The organism is Microcoleus sp. PH2017_24_DOB_U_A, from assembly GCF_020738205.1.
GTDB lineage: Bacteria > Cyanobacteriota > Cyanobacteriia > Cyanobacteriales > Microcoleaceae > Microcoleus.
Map to the genome: position 1 here is coordinate 98,256 of NZ_JAEQCT010000015.1, position 15,541 is coordinate 113,796.

Annotated in this window: 14 protein-coding genes; 4 read left to right on the forward strand and 10 right to left on the reverse strand. The window is 46.2% G+C overall.

Annotation, left to right across the window (positions count from 1 at the left end):
• Positions 1–74: 74 nt before the first annotated feature.
• Both JGK07_RS00705 and JGK07_RS00710 read right to left on the reverse strand, forming a co-directional pair.
• Entirely contained in the window at positions 75–242 is a 168-nt protein-coding gene (locus JGK07_RS00705) for a hypothetical protein (protein ID WP_293176276.1), read from the reverse strand.
• Positions 239–2,107 (reverse strand): PAS domain-containing hybrid sensor histidine kinase/response regulator, encoded by a 1,869-nt coding sequence (locus JGK07_RS00710; protein ID WP_293223764.1) that lies wholly within the window; start codon positions 2,105–2,107, stop codon positions 239–241. Before JGK07_RS00710 ends, JGK07_RS00705 begins: the two co-directional genes overlap by 4 nt.
• A 393-nt stretch (positions 2,108–2,500) precedes the next feature.
• Here JGK07_RS00710 and JGK07_RS00715 point away from each other — a divergent pair, with 393 nt between their 5' ends.
• Entirely contained in the window at positions 2,501–3,223 is a 723-nt protein-coding gene (locus tag JGK07_RS00715; RefSeq protein WP_293149645.1) for a response regulator transcription factor, read from the forward strand.
• Positions 3,224–3,839: 616 nt separating this feature from the next.
• A complete protein-coding gene (locus JGK07_RS00720; RefSeq protein WP_293223762.1) occupies positions 3,840–5,492 on the forward strand; it encodes an alpha-amylase family glycosyl hydrolase in 1,653 nt (550 codons plus the stop codon).
• A gap of 183 nt (positions 5,493–5,675) precedes the next feature.
• On the opposite strand, the gene JGK07_RS00725 is transcribed toward JGK07_RS00720, so the two are convergent.
• Both JGK07_RS00725 and JGK07_RS00730 read right to left on the reverse strand, forming a co-directional pair.
• The gene (locus JGK07_RS00725; RefSeq protein ID WP_293230268.1) at positions 5,676–8,330 is read right to left on the reverse strand and encodes an EAL domain-containing protein; all 2,655 of its coding nucleotides are present in this window, start codon (positions 8,328–8,330) and stop codon (positions 5,676–5,678) included.
• Between the two features lie 424 nt (positions 8,331–8,754).
• Positions 8,755–9,108, reverse strand: a complete 354-nt coding sequence (locus JGK07_RS00730; protein ID WP_293196313.1) for a DUF2267 domain-containing protein — start codon at positions 9,106–9,108, stop codon at positions 8,755–8,757.
• Between the two features lie 619 nt (positions 9,109–9,727).
• On the opposite strand from JGK07_RS00730, the gene JGK07_RS00735 reads away from it, so the two are divergent.
• The gene (locus JGK07_RS00735; protein WP_293176288.1) at positions 9,728–10,183 is read left to right on the forward strand and encodes a response regulator; all 456 of its coding nucleotides are present in this window, start codon (positions 9,728–9,730) and stop codon (positions 10,181–10,183) included.
• Here JGK07_RS00735 and JGK07_RS00740 read toward each other — a convergent pair.
• The 4 genes from JGK07_RS00740 to JGK07_RS00755 form a co-directional block, all read right to left on the reverse strand.
• Positions 10,152–10,568: a DUF2294 domain-containing protein gene (locus JGK07_RS00740; RefSeq protein WP_293176290.1), complete on the reverse strand. Its 417-nt coding sequence runs from the start codon at positions 10,566–10,568 to the stop codon at positions 10,152–10,154. The two genes, JGK07_RS00735 and JGK07_RS00740, sit on opposite strands and share 32 nt — an antisense overlap.
• Before the next feature lie 214 nt (positions 10,569–10,782).
• Positions 10,783–11,169, reverse strand: coding sequence for a BON domain-containing protein (locus JGK07_RS00745; protein WP_293176292.1), 387 nt, complete (start codon positions 11,167–11,169; stop codon positions 10,783–10,785).
• Positions 11,170–11,405: 236 nt separating this feature from the next.
• Positions 11,406–11,840 (reverse strand): alpha amylase C-terminal domain-containing protein, encoded by a 435-nt coding sequence (locus tag JGK07_RS00750; protein ID WP_293193863.1) that lies wholly within the window; start codon positions 11,838–11,840, stop codon positions 11,406–11,408.
• A complete protein-coding gene (locus JGK07_RS00755; RefSeq protein WP_293176296.1) occupies positions 11,834–12,121 on the reverse strand; it encodes a glycogen-binding domain-containing protein in 288 nt (95 codons plus the stop codon). Before JGK07_RS00755 ends, JGK07_RS00750 begins: the two co-directional genes overlap by 7 nt.
• 771 nt (positions 12,122–12,892) lie before the next feature.
• On the opposite strand from JGK07_RS00755, the gene JGK07_RS00760 reads away from it, so the two are divergent.
• A complete protein-coding gene (locus tag JGK07_RS00760) occupies positions 12,893–13,141 on the forward strand; it encodes a hypothetical protein (RefSeq protein WP_293176298.1) in 249 nt (82 codons plus the stop codon).
• 387 nt (positions 13,142–13,528) lie between these two features.
• Here JGK07_RS00760 and JGK07_RS00765 read toward each other — a convergent pair whose 3' ends face one another.
• Positions 13,529–14,353, reverse strand: a complete 825-nt coding sequence (locus JGK07_RS00765; RefSeq protein ID WP_293176300.1) for a cyanophycinase — start codon at positions 14,351–14,353, stop codon at positions 13,529–13,531.
• A 355-nt stretch (positions 14,354–14,708) separates the two neighbouring features.
• Positions 14,709–14,906 (reverse strand): hypothetical protein, encoded by a 198-nt coding sequence (locus JGK07_RS00770; RefSeq protein WP_293149664.1) that lies wholly within the window; start codon positions 14,904–14,906, stop codon positions 14,709–14,711.
• Positions 14,907–15,541 lie beyond the last annotated feature (635 nt).

Here is a 15,541-nt window from a genome sequence, read left to right on the forward strand (position 1 = left end):
GGTGCACACCGTACTGATATCAATTCCGGTTACACCGGAATTGCAGAGGAGACGGCAGTGCCGTTTCCCCACAATTAATAGCGGTAGGGAAACGGCACTGCCGTCTCCTCATTTCGGCTACTAATAATTCCGATGCTACCGGATTCGATAATTCGATATTCGATATTCGATATGACCTTCGTTAAATCCGTTACATCCGTTCCAAAATCGGTTGCCGAACTTGCTTCTGCTATCAATATCAAAAATGTTTGCAGTCAGCAATTGACTTTTTGGGGTTAATTTTTCGCGGGATTTCGATCGCAAATCTCGAACCTTTTTCTAGTTGACTTTCGACCGTAATTGTGCTGTTCATTATCTTGACTAACGAGGCACTAATCGCTAGTCCTAAACCAGTGCCTGGATATGGGCGGGTTGTGCTTTGGTCGGCTTGATGGAATTTGTCGAAAATGTGGGGCAGATCTGTTTCGGAAATGCCGATTCCTGTATCCCGAACGGTGATAATTAGCCGATCGCCCTCTAATTCCCCTACCTCAATGCAAATGCAGCCCTGATGAGTGAATTTAACCGCGTTGGAAATCAGATTCACCAAAACTTGCCGCAGCCGCAACTTGTCATTAACGATACACCGATCCTGCAAGCCCACGCAGACGGACATTGCCACATTCTTTTCGGTAGCTTGATTTCCGAATTCCAGAGCCACATCCATTACTAAATGCGCTAAATCAAATTCTTCAATTTCTAATTCGGTGCGACCGCTCTCGATTTTGGAGAGGTCGAGGATATCGTCGAGCAGGACTAGCAGGTTTTTGCCGTTATTTAAAATTCGCCCCACCATATCTATTTGCTGCGCGCTCAGCAGTTGTTTGTGCTGGCGCAGCAGCAATTGGGAAAAGCCGATAATCGCATTCATGGGAGTTAGCAATTCGTGGGACATGGTGGCCAAAAATTGCGATTTTAACTTTGCTGCTTCTAGCAGTTGCAATTTTTGCTGTTGAATGCGCCGCCCCTGATTTTCCAGTTCTTCCTGTTGGCGAATTAGCAGCTCGTTTTGCAAGTCTAAAAGTTGTTCCTGCTTTTTTAATTTTTCGATCGCCCGCGTGCTGTTAATCGCGATCGCAGCTTGTCTTCCCATCACCGCCAGCAGTTGCACAGATCCGCTGTCAATAGCCGTCCTGTCTTGGACGTTACCGATCGCCAAAACCCCCAAACGCCCGGTTTCCCGCGACTCGATCGCCGCAGCACAGGCCGCCGCCGGCACTCCTGGGCCCGACTCAGAGCGCCACAGTTGAGACTCTCCCGTCGCAAACGCTTTCAACAGCAGCTTGTCTTGTATCTGCGGGGTTCTGCCCGCAGAAAAGTTGGCCGCGCCCCCGACAGCGCTGAGTTTGAGGCCGCTGGAATCCCACTCCGGGAGCGCAACCAGGCAAAATTCAGCTCCGGCGATCGCCTCCACAGTCGCGTCTGCGATCGCTTGCAACAACTCGCACAAGTTACCGTTGCGCTGGCTCAACAAATTTGTAAACCGCTCGATCGCCTGCAAATCACTCCCTGCGTCTATTTTGCCCAAATTTTTGCCTGTGAAGTTAACTTCCGGACACGCTTGGCGGCGCCAAATTTCTGCTTCTGCTGCGAGCGAGCCTTGAGTTTGTGCGATCGCCTCCATATCTGTGTAAGTTCCCACCCACTCCAAAACATCATGACTGTCAGGGTTGGCGGGCGATCCTCTGGCCAAGTTCCAGCGGTAAGTGCCCTCTTGCGCCCGGAGACGAAATTGTATTTCGTAACTTTGGGGCGGCCCAGCATCCGGGCGCGATCGCGCCAACAGACGAGCGCAGTCTTCTGGGTGAACCTGCGCCAGATAGCCGAAACCCAATGCTGCTGCTACTGGTACCCCCGTGTACTCCTCCCAGCGCTCGCCTAAATAAGTCGCCCAGCCGCTGGCATTTGCTTTCCAAACTATATGAGGAATTGCCGACCACAGGCGATCGTTCAGAGTTTCGCCGTCGCAAACTAGGTGTTGGGGGGCTGTTATTTCTGATACCTTGTATAGTATTTCCGCGTCGGAAAAGTCCGAGCGAAAAGAGTTATTGGCGTGATAGTGAGTCATAACTGGTTTTATAAATAAGCATTCAACTTGAGCCCTAACACCGGCTCAAGACTCGTGCTGCTAGCTTTATTAATTTTGACGGCCAATGTGCATCAAAAGTTTTTATACTTTAAATCTATCTCGGTAGTGATATCTTTACCTCTATCAAGGGGCGGACAATGGGATAATTCAGTTACACTGTTTAAACATTGAGAGCTTACCTGTCCCGATCGCGCTTTCCCCGCGCCGCAAAATAATTTAAAAATTTACTTGCAATCTTGGCGGCTGCATGAGTATGCTGGAAAAAGATGTGCGGGCTGTCAAACCCTAAATCAGGACACATTCTCAAATTTACTCAGTTTGGCTGAGTCACTTGACGATATTTTAAAAGTTTAGCGGACTATTGGAAGAAAGATGAGTAAAATTCGCGTTGCTTTAATAGAAGACCACGACCTGACAAGAGTCGGCATCCGCACAGCTTTACAACAGCGTGACACCATAGAAGTTGTCGGGGATGCAGCTAACGCTACAGACGGATTGAAACTGCTTCAGTCTACCAAACCTGACGTGGCAATTGTAGACATTGGCTTGCCAGATTTTGACGGCATTGAACTGACACAAAAATTCAAAAAATCGATAGCAGCCGACTCCGATCCCGATACCAAAGTTTTGATTCTGACTTTTCAAGACAACGAAGAAGAAGTTCTGGCAGCTTTTGCCGCCGGAGCTGACTCTTACTGCATGAAAGATATCAGCTTCGACCAGTTGTTGGACGTAGTAAAAGTAACCCATGAAGGTAACTCTTGGATCGATCCGGCGATCGCTCGTATCGTGCTGAAACAAGCTCGCACTAAGGAGTCGGCTCCAGAAGAGCCGAAGCCTGAGGGCAAAAGAGTCACAATTAAGGCTGCCGAACCCGAGTTCAGTCACATCATTGAAACTTACCCTTTAACCGAGCGGGAGTTAGAAGTTTTGGAACTGATCGTGCAGGGTTACAGCAATGCTGCTATCGCCGAAAAGCTGTACATTACTGTCGGTACAGTCAAGACTCATGTCCGCAATATTCTGAACAAGCTGTGCGCTGACGATCGCACTCAGGCGGCCGTTCTCGCCCTGCGTTCTGGCTTGGTTGGATAAAGCCTCACCAGCAGGCAAAAGCAAGTTAAAAGTAGGGTGCGCCCGCGCACCTTACGCATTAATTTTAGGATGCGTACTGCGCGCCGACCGACTAATTGTTGGCGCTTGTATAGGGTATTATTCGGCGCACTTTACTGCCGAAGATATAGGCTTAAATCTCAGAATCGCCAGCCGAATAATCTGATGTTTTAAAAGCTATATTTAAGTCCGCATCTATCCTTGTGCAGATATTGAAGATCATCTTTTTCTGTGTAAATCTACCTTAAGATAGATGCCAAATACTTCTCAGATTATTAATACTTATAGTTGAGCAAGGTAAAGTTATATATAACAACCGCACCGGACGTTTAGAACGTTCTTAATTGCTCAAACCATTGGTTTTCTTCCTTATTTCTTCTTCTTCCTTCTTCCTTCTTCCTTCTGATAAAATTCCGATCGCACTGTCGGTATGGCGCGATGTCACTTCATAAAATGCGTAGGCTCGGCCAGATACTCATACTTTTAGGAATAGTTAAGCACTTACATAAATTATATCCGCAGAGTGATGCCAGAGTTCGCTTCAATTTGCGAGATTAAAACTATCTACTGCTCCTGAAAAATCTTAAAAAGAGGCATTATGAGCGCTCCAATTGAATTCCAGTTATTTGCTCCCTACAACAAAGGAGCTGCCTTGGTGGGGTCTTTTTCTAATTGGGAAGAAATTCCGATGGCAAAGGACGAAGAAGGTTATTTCCGCACGCGAGTTGAGTTGGAGGATGGCGTTTATCAATACAAATTTCGCGTGCAGTCCAAAAGCTGGTTTCTGGAGGCAGATCAGTGGGTAGATGTGGTAGATCCCTGCGCGACTGATATCGACGATCCCACTCAAAACGGCGCGATCAGAATCAAAGATGGCGATCGCATCGTGGATACCTACGTGTGGCAGCACGATGACAAACCGCTACCAGCCGATCGAGAATTAGTAATCTACGAAATGCACGTTGCCGACTTTTCCGGTGGCGAAGCCGATCCCCTCGCCCGCGGCAAGTACGAGCACGTCGTCGAAAAACTCGATTATCTAGTCGAACTCGGCGTTAACGCGATCGAACTCATGCCCCTCAAAGAATACCCAGGCGACTACAGTTGGGGCTACAACCCGCGCTACTTCTTCGCTGCGGAGTCCAGCTACGGCACCACCGAACAACTCAAAAACCTGATAGACGAGTGTCACGGGCGCGGGATTCGCGTCATCATCGACGGGATTTACAACCACTCCGAATCATCCAGCCCCCTCACCCAAATCGATCACGATTATTGGTACCACCACGCCCCCCGCGATCCAGACAACAATTGGGGCCCAGAATTCAACTACGAATTTTACGACGAAAACTTAGGAACTTACCCGGCGCGCAAATTCATCGGCGATACAGTCCGCTATTGGATTCAAGAATACCATCTCGACGGCATTCGTTTCGACGCAGCCCGACAAATTGCCAACTACGATTTCATGCACTGGATAGTTCAAGAAGCCAAAAATGCTGCTGGCCCAAAACCCTTTTACACCGTTGCCGAATACATTCCCGAAACTCCCAGCATCACCAATATAGACGGCCCGATGGACGGCTGCTGGCACGACAGTTTCTATCACTGCATAGTCGAACATATCTGCGGCGATACCTTTGATTTAGAACGGCTCAAAGATGCGATCGACTGCAAGCGGCAAGGCTTCTTGGGTGCTACCAATGTAGTGAATTATCTGAGCAATCACGATCACGATCGCGTATTCTCAGAATTGGGCGATCGCGGGATTTTGGATGAACCAGCATTCAAGCGGGCGAAGTTGGGTTCTGTATTGTTAATGACAGCAGTTGGCGTACCGCTGATTTGGATGGGCGAAGAATTTGGCGAATACAAAGCCAAAACGATCGAGCAAGCAAAAATTGACTGGACGCTGCTGGGAAATGACATGAATAAAGGTTTGTGGGAATACTACAAAGGCTTGATTCACCTCCGCAAAAACAACCAAGCACTTTACACCGAAAACATCGACTTTTTCCACGAAGATCCCGACTCGAAAGTGTTTGCTTACACTCGCTGGAACGATGAAGGTTCGAGAGTTGTAGTAGTTGCGAATCTGTCGGAAAATTATCTAGCGGGTTACAGCGTTCCCCACTTCCCAGCAAACGGAACGTGGCACGAATGGACGGGCAATTATGATGTGGAATCTGGCGATGACAATATTACGATTGACTTGCCGGAATACGAAGCCAAAGTGTTTGTTTGGCAGTAATCTGTTAGGTAGGTTGTTGGGCTTGGGCCCTCTGATTATATATATGAAAGAGCGTTTAGGTACGTTGTTGGGCTTCAGCCCTCTGATTATATATATGAAAGAGCGCCCAAGCGCAACAACGTACCTTTATTTAGGGTTACTTGCGAGGAATTTTATTTTTTACACGCACCATAGCAGTATTTCTCATTGTGAATCTAAACTACATATTTTACTCAGTTGATTTTCTAGATACAATTGGGTTGCGGCCGCCGCCGGTATGGGTTTGCTAAAGAAGTAACCCTGACCCATATCGCATTGAAGCGATTGCAAAAATGCCAACTGTTCTGCTGTTTCCACTCCCTCAGCAATCACCTGTAAATTCAGGCCCTGTCCCAGGGCGATCGCCACTTTCACAATCGTAGCACCGCTGTTGCCGTTGAGCAAATCTGCCACGAAGGATTTATCTATTTTTAAATTATTCAGTGGGAAGTTTTTCAGAGACCACAGCGAAGAATAACCTGTGCCAAAATCGTCCAGAGAAATTTGAATTCCCATTTGCTGCAACTCCTGCAATACCGACACCGTAAAATTTACATCTGTCATGGCAACTGTCTCGGTAATTTCTATTTCTAAATACTCGGGATTTAACTCGGTTTCTGACAAGATTTTAGCAATGGTTTCTACCGTGTTAGCTTGTAGAAACTGACGACCTGATAAATTCACAGCTACCCGTACTGGCGGCAATCCCAATAACTGCCACTCTCGATTTTGCAAGCAAGCTGTCCGCAGTACCCATTCGTCAATTTGGCAGATTAATCCTGTTTCCTCAGCTAAGGGAATAAATCGATCGGGAGGAATCAAACCGCGTTCGGGATGCTCCCAGCGAATCAGAGCTTCCATGCCGACTATTTGGCAAGTATTTAAGTTGATTTGCGGTTGATAGTGCAGCACAAACTCTGATTGTTTCAAAGCTTTGTAAAGCTGATTTTCTAAATTGAGTTCTTCAGAGACTTGATTGCCGATCGCCCGCGTGTAAAAATGATAATTGTTCCGACCTTTCTGTTTAGCTTTGTACATCGCAGCATCAGCATTTTTCAGTAAGGTTTCTGCATCTTCTCCGTCATAAGGAGCCAAAGCAATTCCCAAACTAGCCTTAGTATAAAGTTCCCGACCGTCAAAATCAAAAGGAGTGCTTAAACTCTGGATTATTCGCTGGCAAACCTTAGTTGCGTCCTCGGGGCTGTTGATATTGTACAGCAGCAAAGTAAATTCATCGCCGCCCCAACGGGCGATCGAATCCCCGAGGCGCAAACAGTTAGTCAAACGCCGAGATACACCTTGCAGCAACTGGTCGCCCACTGGGTGGCCGAGAGTATCGTTAACATTTTTAAATCTGTCTAAGTCTAGAAATATCACCGCCAACATTTCTGCATTCTGGTGAGCGTTAGCTAAAGCTAAAGACAGCCTTTCATTAAACAGCAATCTATTCGCTAAACCTGTTAATGGGTCGTGAGAAGCTTGATGTCGCATCATTGCCTCGACGCGCCTCTGCATGGCAGCCATGTACAGGTGAGTTCCTAATGATTTTGCTAGCTTCTGTTCCTCGCTGCTCCATTTTTGAGCTTCGCCGGTTTTGATTTCTTTCCAAGCTGCAAAGGACTGTCGGGGTCGATCGCTCCGGGCGTCGGAACTGCAACGGCCAGCCCACAAAATTTCGGTTTCTACGGCTGCGCGAAAAATGGTGAGACAGCCGATGCACTGTTGGCGGTATTGCAGCGGTACTGCCAAAAATGACCGAATGTCAGCTTCGAGAAAATTTGCAGATAAAGATTTGACTTGAGGTTCTTGAGCAATATCGGAAATCGCGTACAAGTGCGGGACGATTAAATTAGAAATATTTGTATCAATTGAACTGTAATGCTCGGAATATAGATTTTGATAAATGCCTAATTGGCTGGTACTGTCGGCAGTTTTTGGTTGCTCGTCTTGGTTGGCCCACCCCATGATCTGCTGCCAAAACTCGGTGAGTTCGAGATTGGTGTCTGGAGGCTGCTGCCCGCAGGTATAAAGTTTAGCCGGCCGATCGCCAAATTCGGCGGCAATGTACAAGCGTCCTCCCGAACCGTCCAAATGCTTGACACTTTGTTCGAGAACTGCTTGCCGAATTTCGTTTAGTTCCAGAGGAGAGTGCAGCAAACTGCTAATTTGGTTGACAACGGCTTCGTCGCGCGCTTGCTGTCGGGCTTGAGTGAGGAGAAAAGATTGGGCGATCGCAATTGAAAGCTGATCCACAAGCAACTGTACCATGTTCAATTCTCGATCGCTAAACCGTTTGGGTTGACTGTGGTGACAGGCCAGCAGCCCCCAAAGTTGATTTTGATGTACGATCGGCACCGTCAGAGAAGAACGCACCCCCATAGCCTCCAGATATTCTGCGTGACAGGGGTCTACAGGACAATAGCGAATATCTTCAACCGCTAAAGTTTGGCCGGTTTCGGGACAATCTAAGCGATTAATTATTTTATGCTGCAATCCCACATCTACAATCACTCGCTGCCGCGCTTTGACAAACATTTCGCGCGCACTAGGCGGAATGTCCCCCGCAGGAAAGCGCAAACCCAGCAGAGATGGCACATTTTCGCCGTTGATGGCCTCGGCAATCACCTCGCCGCTACCGTCTGCATCAAAGCGATAAACTTTTACCCGATCGCTTCCTAAAAAGCTGCGGATTTCTCGCGCCGTTGTCGTCAAAATCTCTTGCAGTTCTAAAGAGTTGCGGATGCGATTGGTAATTCGATTGAGTAAAATCTCTTGTTTTAAATTCGCTCTTGACGTTTGTCTAACTCTTCTGCGGGCCATCCCTTTTAATCTCCAGGGCAATTGACAGCATTTTTGCGAGCCACCTTGTTAACTCGCCCTGAACTATAGACTACAACACTTTCGCTCAGTCTGTGGGATTTACGCAACCAGAGAGCCAGAAACCCAGTTTTTAGGAATATTTTGGGTTTTTCTACAAATTTTGGGTACTAAGGAATGAAAATTAAATAACTTACAGTTTTTATTGTTCTTGTGGGATGGGCGTCCCGCCCGTCCTTTCTAGACGGGCGGGACGCCCATCCCACAAATATCCTAACTGGGTTTCTCAACAGACTTTGATGCGGACTAAAGTCCGAACGATCAAACCAATCTAGAAACCGGGTCGATCGCACAAGCTTCTGACTGAGAGTGCAGAATGCTGGAAGAGTAAACCGGTTGCTCAGTATTTATACTGGGAAATATCCCGTTAAGCCGACTCCCAAATTTCCCGAATTCTCTCCGGCAAAAAGCTCGCTATTTCCTGAATTCGCTCCTGGGACAACTCATCCTTCGTTGCCGAAAATACACCCGCGATCGCAGTTTCCGATTTTACTCCCGAAGGAAGTGAGCCTTCTAGTTCGACCCTCCGTACAAACAAATTGGAATCGATGCCCAAAGGTGCAGGCCCGCGCAAAGGCTCACGCACCCGGCTTAGCAATCGTACCAGCGGATTCGTATCTTTCCAGAGGTCAGCTATTTCTGTTTGGAGGGTTTTGTCGTCCGTAGGTAAAACTTCTTTGTGCAGTTCGGCTTCCACGCGATCGCTGGCTTCTGTTGTCATCAAATCGCGCGGGCGGGCTTTCAACCAATTCTTTCTGGTAAGTTAAGTCGTCTCTGATTGCAATTGTCATCAACATCTCCTAGGTTAATATCTGGTAAACAGTCAGTAAAAAATGATATTTTTACGGGTTTAATTAGCGATAATTACTACTTAAAAACATTGAAATCTAAACCGGAGAAATAAGTATCTCTCAGCAGGTGGAAGTTGTTAAATTTATGTGCCTCATCTAATCTTTCTTTAGGTAGATACACGGAGGATATCAGTAGTGTAATGTTGAGGGAATTCTCAAAAACTGCGGCCACTCTTCAAAGCAAAAATTAAGCTAGGATAGTTTATTAGCAAGCTTTTTCCTAGTAATCGCCTCTTGTTGTCAAAGCTGACGCAACCTTAGGGCGTAAGTTGGCAATTTGCCCGGGGATCAGTAAAATTATGGAGATACTGTGGAGCGATCAACTGGTGCAGTCTTTGCCAGAACTCGCAGCCATATTGTACAATCTGGTTAGACCGAAGACTGGCCATCTGAGAGCTACAAATACGAGCCAATCTGTTTCAAGTGCCCGAGCGCCACTTGAAGAATGCCTCGGGTACAACTTTTACGATCGTTTTTCGATCTGGATTTATGAACTACCCTACGTGGAATCAGCATTTGGAATCTTCTTTAAATATGGGTCACCTGGCGGTTGACAAGCGTCCTCTCGTATTGGCTGTAGACGACAATCACGATAACTTAGAGCTGCTGACGCAAATACTCGATTTATTCGGCTGCGAGTGCGTAGGAGCCATGGACGGGTACAGTGCTCTTTCGACAGCAGTCTCGCGCTCTCCCGACCTAATCGTACTCGATATTTGTCTGCCCGATATAGACGGTATAGAATTAGTAAAGCGGATCAGAGAAAACCCGGATCTCAGACATATTCCGATCGTGGCCGTCACAGCACTAGCAAAAACAGAAGACCGGGATCGGATTCTCGAAGCAGGCTGCGTTGCATATCTTTCTAAACCTTTCAACATCAAGGATTTAGAACTAATTATCCGCCACCACCTCAACCATCAGCCACTTCTGGTTGAGTTTTAGACTTAGAAGTAGCATCGCGAACTTGAGGTGCAGACTCCAAAATTGCGATCGTTCCGGCGCGACCGGTCTCCAAAGTGGCATCGCTGAGGAGATCGATCACTCCCACACCCAAAACTTCTTTGATTAAGTCTTTCAGTGGCAATTCCAGAACTGACTCTAATTGCGATCGCACCTGGGAAGCCAAATCTTGCTGACCGTTCTGAGCCAGCAGTTTTTCTGGTTGAGTAATCGCATTTTCGATTACAATGATTAATTTGTTATCCAAAAGATTGCAGAGCGCCTGACTCGTTTGGTGTCCGAGTACAGATCGGTACAAAGCTTGAATCCCTTGCCCAAGACTCCGTTCTAATGTGCCGCGAGTAGGTACTAAATTTTCCCCGGTCATATTTTTTATGTACAGCAAGATCGCTCAAAAAAATAATTAATCGTTAACAGTTAACTTGTTAACCGTTAACTGTTCCCAACAACCGTCGCCCTAGCCAACGGGAGCATCTCAGTTTTGCAAAAAGCATTTTTTTTATTATAGTGCTGTCCCCGCTCGCGTATTCTACAACTCGCGAGCGGGGACAGCACTATAAATGCCAAACTGAGATGCTCCCCTAGCCAACAGTAACTTGATTGGTTTCCACCCCAGTTGCACCATTAATGCTTTTAGCAATTGTCACCAACTTGGTTACAATTTCCTGACTGGGAACTGTACCTTTGAGAACCACCGTAGTACCGTGTTGAGCAACATAAACAGTCTCAATGTCCGCCACATCAGGATTTGCATCGAAAGCCTGAGCCACCCGTTTAGCTAAACCGCTTTGATCGTATTCTCCATTCAATCCCATGCGTTCCGGCGGGATTGTTTTAGTCGCAGCCGCAGCAGGTTGAGTTTGAACTTGAGCTTGAGATGGAGCTACAGGTGCTTGGTAAGCAGGAGCTTCCACATTTTCTTGATTTTCCAGTTTTTCTAAACCAAACAGTCTTTTTAGCCAGCCCATAGAAGTTACCCTCTCACAATATTTTTGTTAATTGACATTTGGCACGGCGCCGTACAATTCTTATGCTCAATACCAGGAATTGCGATCGCCATTCAGGACGCATACACCGAGTTGTTATGGCCATCATGCTCGGTATAAAAACCCGGTCGATCGAGTTGTATGTGCCAGTCATAAATACAATTTAATCTTCTACAACTTCACCAAACCTCTGCCTGGGGACATAAATTTTTCTCATCTCAAAGAAATACATGAGCCGACCATTCCGGCAAATCAAACTTAAAGTCTTCTTCCCCAACTCCTACAATTTTGTTGTACATCCACTCGTGCCAATTTCCGGTATCGGGAAAGTTAGGAATACAGTAATCAGATAGATAAGTGTCCGAAAAATTGGCCACCACTACTATTCGCGAACCATCATCGTTCCAGCGATAGTAAGCGAGCACTTTAGCTTCGGCATTTTGGTGGATAAATTCAATGTTTTCGGTGTAAAGTGCCGGAACATTTGTCCGCAATCGAATCAGGTGTTTGTAGTATTCCAACAAATCATGATTCTGCTGATTGTTCAACAAAGACCATTGCAATTTATTCGGCTGGTTGGGGGTTTGGCGAGTGGATTGTCCGAACTCTTCGCCCATCCACAGCATCGGTATTCCTACTGCTGTGACTAGCAAAACTGCTGCCAATTTAGCGCGTTTAAAATATGAGCAGTGCTGTCAATCTCAGTAGCGTAGGGGTCATTAACTTTTACCCATTCGTCGGTTTCAAAACAAGGACTCTGCGACTGCACTCGGAACTTATATTGATAAATACCGCCTGCGAGCTGAATTTTAGTGTGGAAATAACCTCTATCATCTTTTTCTAAGGGAATTTCTTCCCATTTAGAAAAAGAGCCGAGCACTGTAGCTGCTTTGTTGTTGGGAGCGAAGAGTTTGAATTCAATTGCAGCGGCCATGAATACCTTTTACGCAGAACTTATAACTGTGATTAGTATTCATTTTTACAATTTTGCCAATCTGTCGCCATCGTTCTTAAGAGTTAAATCGTAACTCGAATGTTGTCACGAGTTCCGCGCGCACCCTACAGGGTGGTTTTATTGTCATCATAAAAATTAGGTACGTAGTTGGGCTTGGGCCCTCTTTATCTATACGTCTCAAGAGGGCCCAAGCCCAACTACGTACCTTTATCTCTCCGAACCCCTGAATGAAATCAAAATTGTAGCTAAAGTAACTAAAACTTATCGATCGCTGTTTATGAAAATTAATTTAACTTTTGATAACTAGATAAATCGCCTTCAGATATTAATATTTGTAACTAAAGGAACATTTTTTAGCTGACAGAGCTAATACCGTAGAAAGATGTCATTTTAGGCGGAAACAGCGAGGATGAGCTTGTAGTTATCAAGTAAGGGAAACCAGAAAGATAAATACTTTATTCAACTGGATTCTCGGGCGATCGCCTTTAAGTCAAGTTTGAGCGGATCAGAGCAATGATTATTTTTGCTTATACCTTGGTAGCACTTGTTTTTTAGTCAAAGACTGGGAAACTGTGCAGAACCAAAATCAGCTTAAACGACTGCTGCTACCTCAGTAATTGGTAATCGGTGAAAATTTCATCCGTCCCTGTTACCTGTTAGATCTTCCGAGCAGCGGCTAAGATGGCTCTAAAAGTTTAATTTGGGATGTTGACGAATTACCGTTACTGTAAAAACTCTGGAGTGTTAAAAATGCTAAAACAAATGTGTTGGTTGCCCAGATTGGGAGGCAATGGAGAAAAGATATTGCACCTGCGTACCGAAGCTCGTCAAGCGTGGCGGCCTTATACAGCTTTTCCGCAGTTCGCGGTTTCGGACTACATGGAGCCAGGGGGTTCTAAGGGATGGGCAACTTTTCAGAGGCTGATAACTCAAGGGTGGAATTTAGTATCGACTGAAGATGGGCAGCAGTCGTTTTTTGACGAACAAAAAAGTGCTTAAAAAAGCAGAAACGGCAGCAATAAAAGAAGAGGTAAAATCCTCTTCTTTTTATTAGTGTCTTGGACGAAGTATCAGGTTTTTTTAACCCTGAGATCGTGTCCGGTGGATTACCATCACAAAAATGTTCGTAGTGCGGACTTCAGTCCGTAAAAAGCTGCGGACTGAAGTCCGCACTACGAACAAAAAGGTTTGTAGTGCGGACTTCAGTCCGCTCTCATGCAGCTTCTATAACCACTAAACTAAGAGGGCCCAAGCCCAACAACGTACCTCATAGGAGAGCTCGATCCGCTATACTTCGTTCAAGCACTAAGGTGCGATCGATCGCACCCTAGATAATTTTGAGATTTTTGGACAGTTGCAGGTAAGTTGCCCGATCGCCCTTTCTGACTATGCTACCGTTGCTACCCTATCGAGCATCGGCTGGCGAGTTTTCAAATTAAACCGGTATCCGTGGGGGAGGATGTGCAACTTGGCCCCGCAAATCGCCAAAGCCTCATCCTTCAACAGTCCATCCATATTGTCGTGGAGTTTTTCCGACTCGTCGATGACAGTTACAGCCCCTTCGCCAATGACTTCAACCACGTCACCGCTGACTAAAATAGCTGTATTTTCGTCAATCCCAAATCCCAAGACTGCTGGTTGCAACAAGAGTGCAGCAACTAAGCGTCCCAGACGGCCTCGCTGGGCGAAATGCTGGTCGATGACAATTCCCGGCAGGAAACCCATTCCCGGGCCCATTGCTACCACGTCAACGCGAGGATTTGTCTCGGAGTCTCCTTCAATAATCATCATGTCTGGCATCATCGCCGCGCCTGCACTGGTGCCGCCAATAATCGCCCCTTCGGAGTAGCGTTTGTGCATAGCTGCGTCGAGTTTGGTATCTTTCAAGCAGCTAATAATCCGCGCTTGCTCCCCGCCGGTAAAGAATATGCCAGTCGCTTGTTCGATCGCTTCTAAATAATCTGGATTGTCAGCATCTTCGGCTTTCTGGGTGTCAACCACTCGCACATCTTCAGCGCCCAGCCTCTCAAACACTCTGATGTAATTATCTCCGACTTCTCCTGGGAGGCTGGTAGCAGCCGTCATCACTACAATGCGGGCTTTAGTGCCTCCAGCACACCGCAAGAATTCCCGCAGAATTTTGCAATCCCCGTCTTTGTCTTCGGCGCCGCCAATAATTAGCAACTTTCCCTGATTTTCGCTGCCAGCCATACGATCTGCACTCTTAATGGATTATATTTCACTAAAACATAACATTTTTGTTTCCTAACACTGCCAAAAGGTAGAGATTGATACAGAATAAACATCTGATTTTGATAGGTGTTGGAAGCACGCAACTCAAGCATTCCGGTTATTTCGCTCGAATGCGGGGCTGTAACGCGATTTTTTATAAAAAACTAACCCCTCCTCAGGCCATGGAGGAGGGGTCAAAAAATGAGTTTACATTACAGTCTTGGACGCGCGACGGGGTATCAACCCGATTTCTGACTGGAGACTTCACCCATAAACCTCTTATTTTTCGTATCAACCGGGTCGATCGGCGCTTCTAGATTAGTTCGATCGCGAATTAGTGCGATCGCTCGATCAAATTGCTCAATACTGTACGCGCTCGTTCCAAAGGCAGGTGTCGGGGTTTGCCGTTCCAGACAATCTGATATTCGTTGCTATGTTGACCGTCACCGTACCCAGAAATCAGCTTCAAGTGAAATGCTTCCTCAGCTAATTGATGAACTTGATCCCTGAGAGCAGTTTGTGCGATTTTCATAATTCTCTGCCTCTTAAATCCTTTTTCACAGTCATAGCCAATTTTAATTGGCCGTGTACCTCTCAAAAGTTATAGCTTTTTTTCATTAGTGATTAATAATTTAGTCATTAGTAATTTAGTCATTAGTGATTAGTATTCGTAATGGCGAATTGGTAATTGGGAATTGGTAATTGGGCAATTCTCCCCCTCTCCCTCTCTCCCCCTCTCCCCCTCTCCCATTCTCTCCCTCTCTCTGCAATATAGTGGCGATCGCACCCCATGAGGTATGCCAGATTCTGCGAATGTCAGGATTTGTAAACGGTGGCGTCTGTACCTCCAAAAACCCGATCGAGTCTATATGCTCGATCGATTACCGATTACCGATTAGCGGACATACCTCATCTGTCTGAGACTCTACAATATCTATACCCATAGGTAGTACCCAATGCGCCGACAAGAGAGCTAGGGTGACAAGTTAGCTCAAAGGAGGTCAAAAAATGCTTCAAGAAAAAAATACCGAGACAACCCGCGTCAATGCTAGAAAAACCGATGTTTTTGATATTAGGACTTACGCATTGACAAAAAGCATTATCTATGTACTCTCGGCCATAGCATCACTCTGAAGGTTCGCAAAAATATGCTCACGTATAACTAAA

What these genes read in the sequence shown, in the direction of transcription:
- JGK07_RS00710 (WP_293223764.1), bottom strand. Translation starts at nt 2,107, where the DNA reads ATGACTCACTATCACGCCAATAACTCTTTTCGCTCGGACTTTTCCGAC.
- JGK07_RS00715 (WP_293149645.1), top strand. Translation starts at nt 2,501, where the DNA reads ATGAGTAAAATTCGCGTTGCTTTAATAGAAGACCACGACCTGACAAGA.
- JGK07_RS00720 (WP_293223762.1), top strand. Translation starts at nt 3,840, where the DNA reads ATGAGCGCTCCAATTGAATTCCAGTTATTTGCTCCCTACAACAAAGGA.
- JGK07_RS00725 (WP_293230268.1), bottom strand. Translation starts at nt 8,330, where the DNA reads ATGGCCCGCAGAAGAGTTAGACAAACGTCAAGAGCGAATTTAAAACAA.
- JGK07_RS00730 (WP_293196313.1), bottom strand. Translation starts at nt 9,108, where the DNA reads ATGACAACAGAAGCCAGCGATCGCGTGGAAGCCGAACTGCACAAAGAA.
- JGK07_RS00735 (WP_293176288.1), top strand. Translation starts at nt 9,728, where the DNA reads ATGAACTACCCTACGTGGAATCAGCATTTGGAATCTTCTTTAAATATG.
- JGK07_RS00740 (WP_293176290.1), bottom strand. Translation starts at nt 10,568, where the DNA reads ATGACCGGGGAAAATTTAGTACCTACTCGCGGCACATTAGAACGGAGT.
- JGK07_RS00745 (WP_293176292.1), bottom strand. Translation starts at nt 11,169, where the DNA reads ATGGGCTGGCTAAAAAGACTGTTTGGTTTAGAAAAACTGGAAAATCAA.
- JGK07_RS00755 (WP_293176296.1), bottom strand. Translation starts at nt 12,121, where the DNA reads ATGGCCGCTGCAATTGAATTCAAACTCTTCGCTCCCAACAACAAAGCA.
- JGK07_RS00760 (WP_293176298.1), top strand. Translation starts at nt 12,893, where the DNA reads ATGCTAAAACAAATGTGTTGGTTGCCCAGATTGGGAGGCAATGGAGAA.
- JGK07_RS00765 (WP_293176300.1), bottom strand. Translation starts at nt 14,353, where the DNA reads ATGGCTGGCAGCGAAAATCAGGGAAAGTTGCTAATTATTGGCGGCGCC.
- JGK07_RS00770 (WP_293149664.1), bottom strand. Translation starts at nt 14,906, where the DNA reads ATGAAAATCGCACAAACTGCTCTCAGGGATCAAGTTCATCAATTAGCT.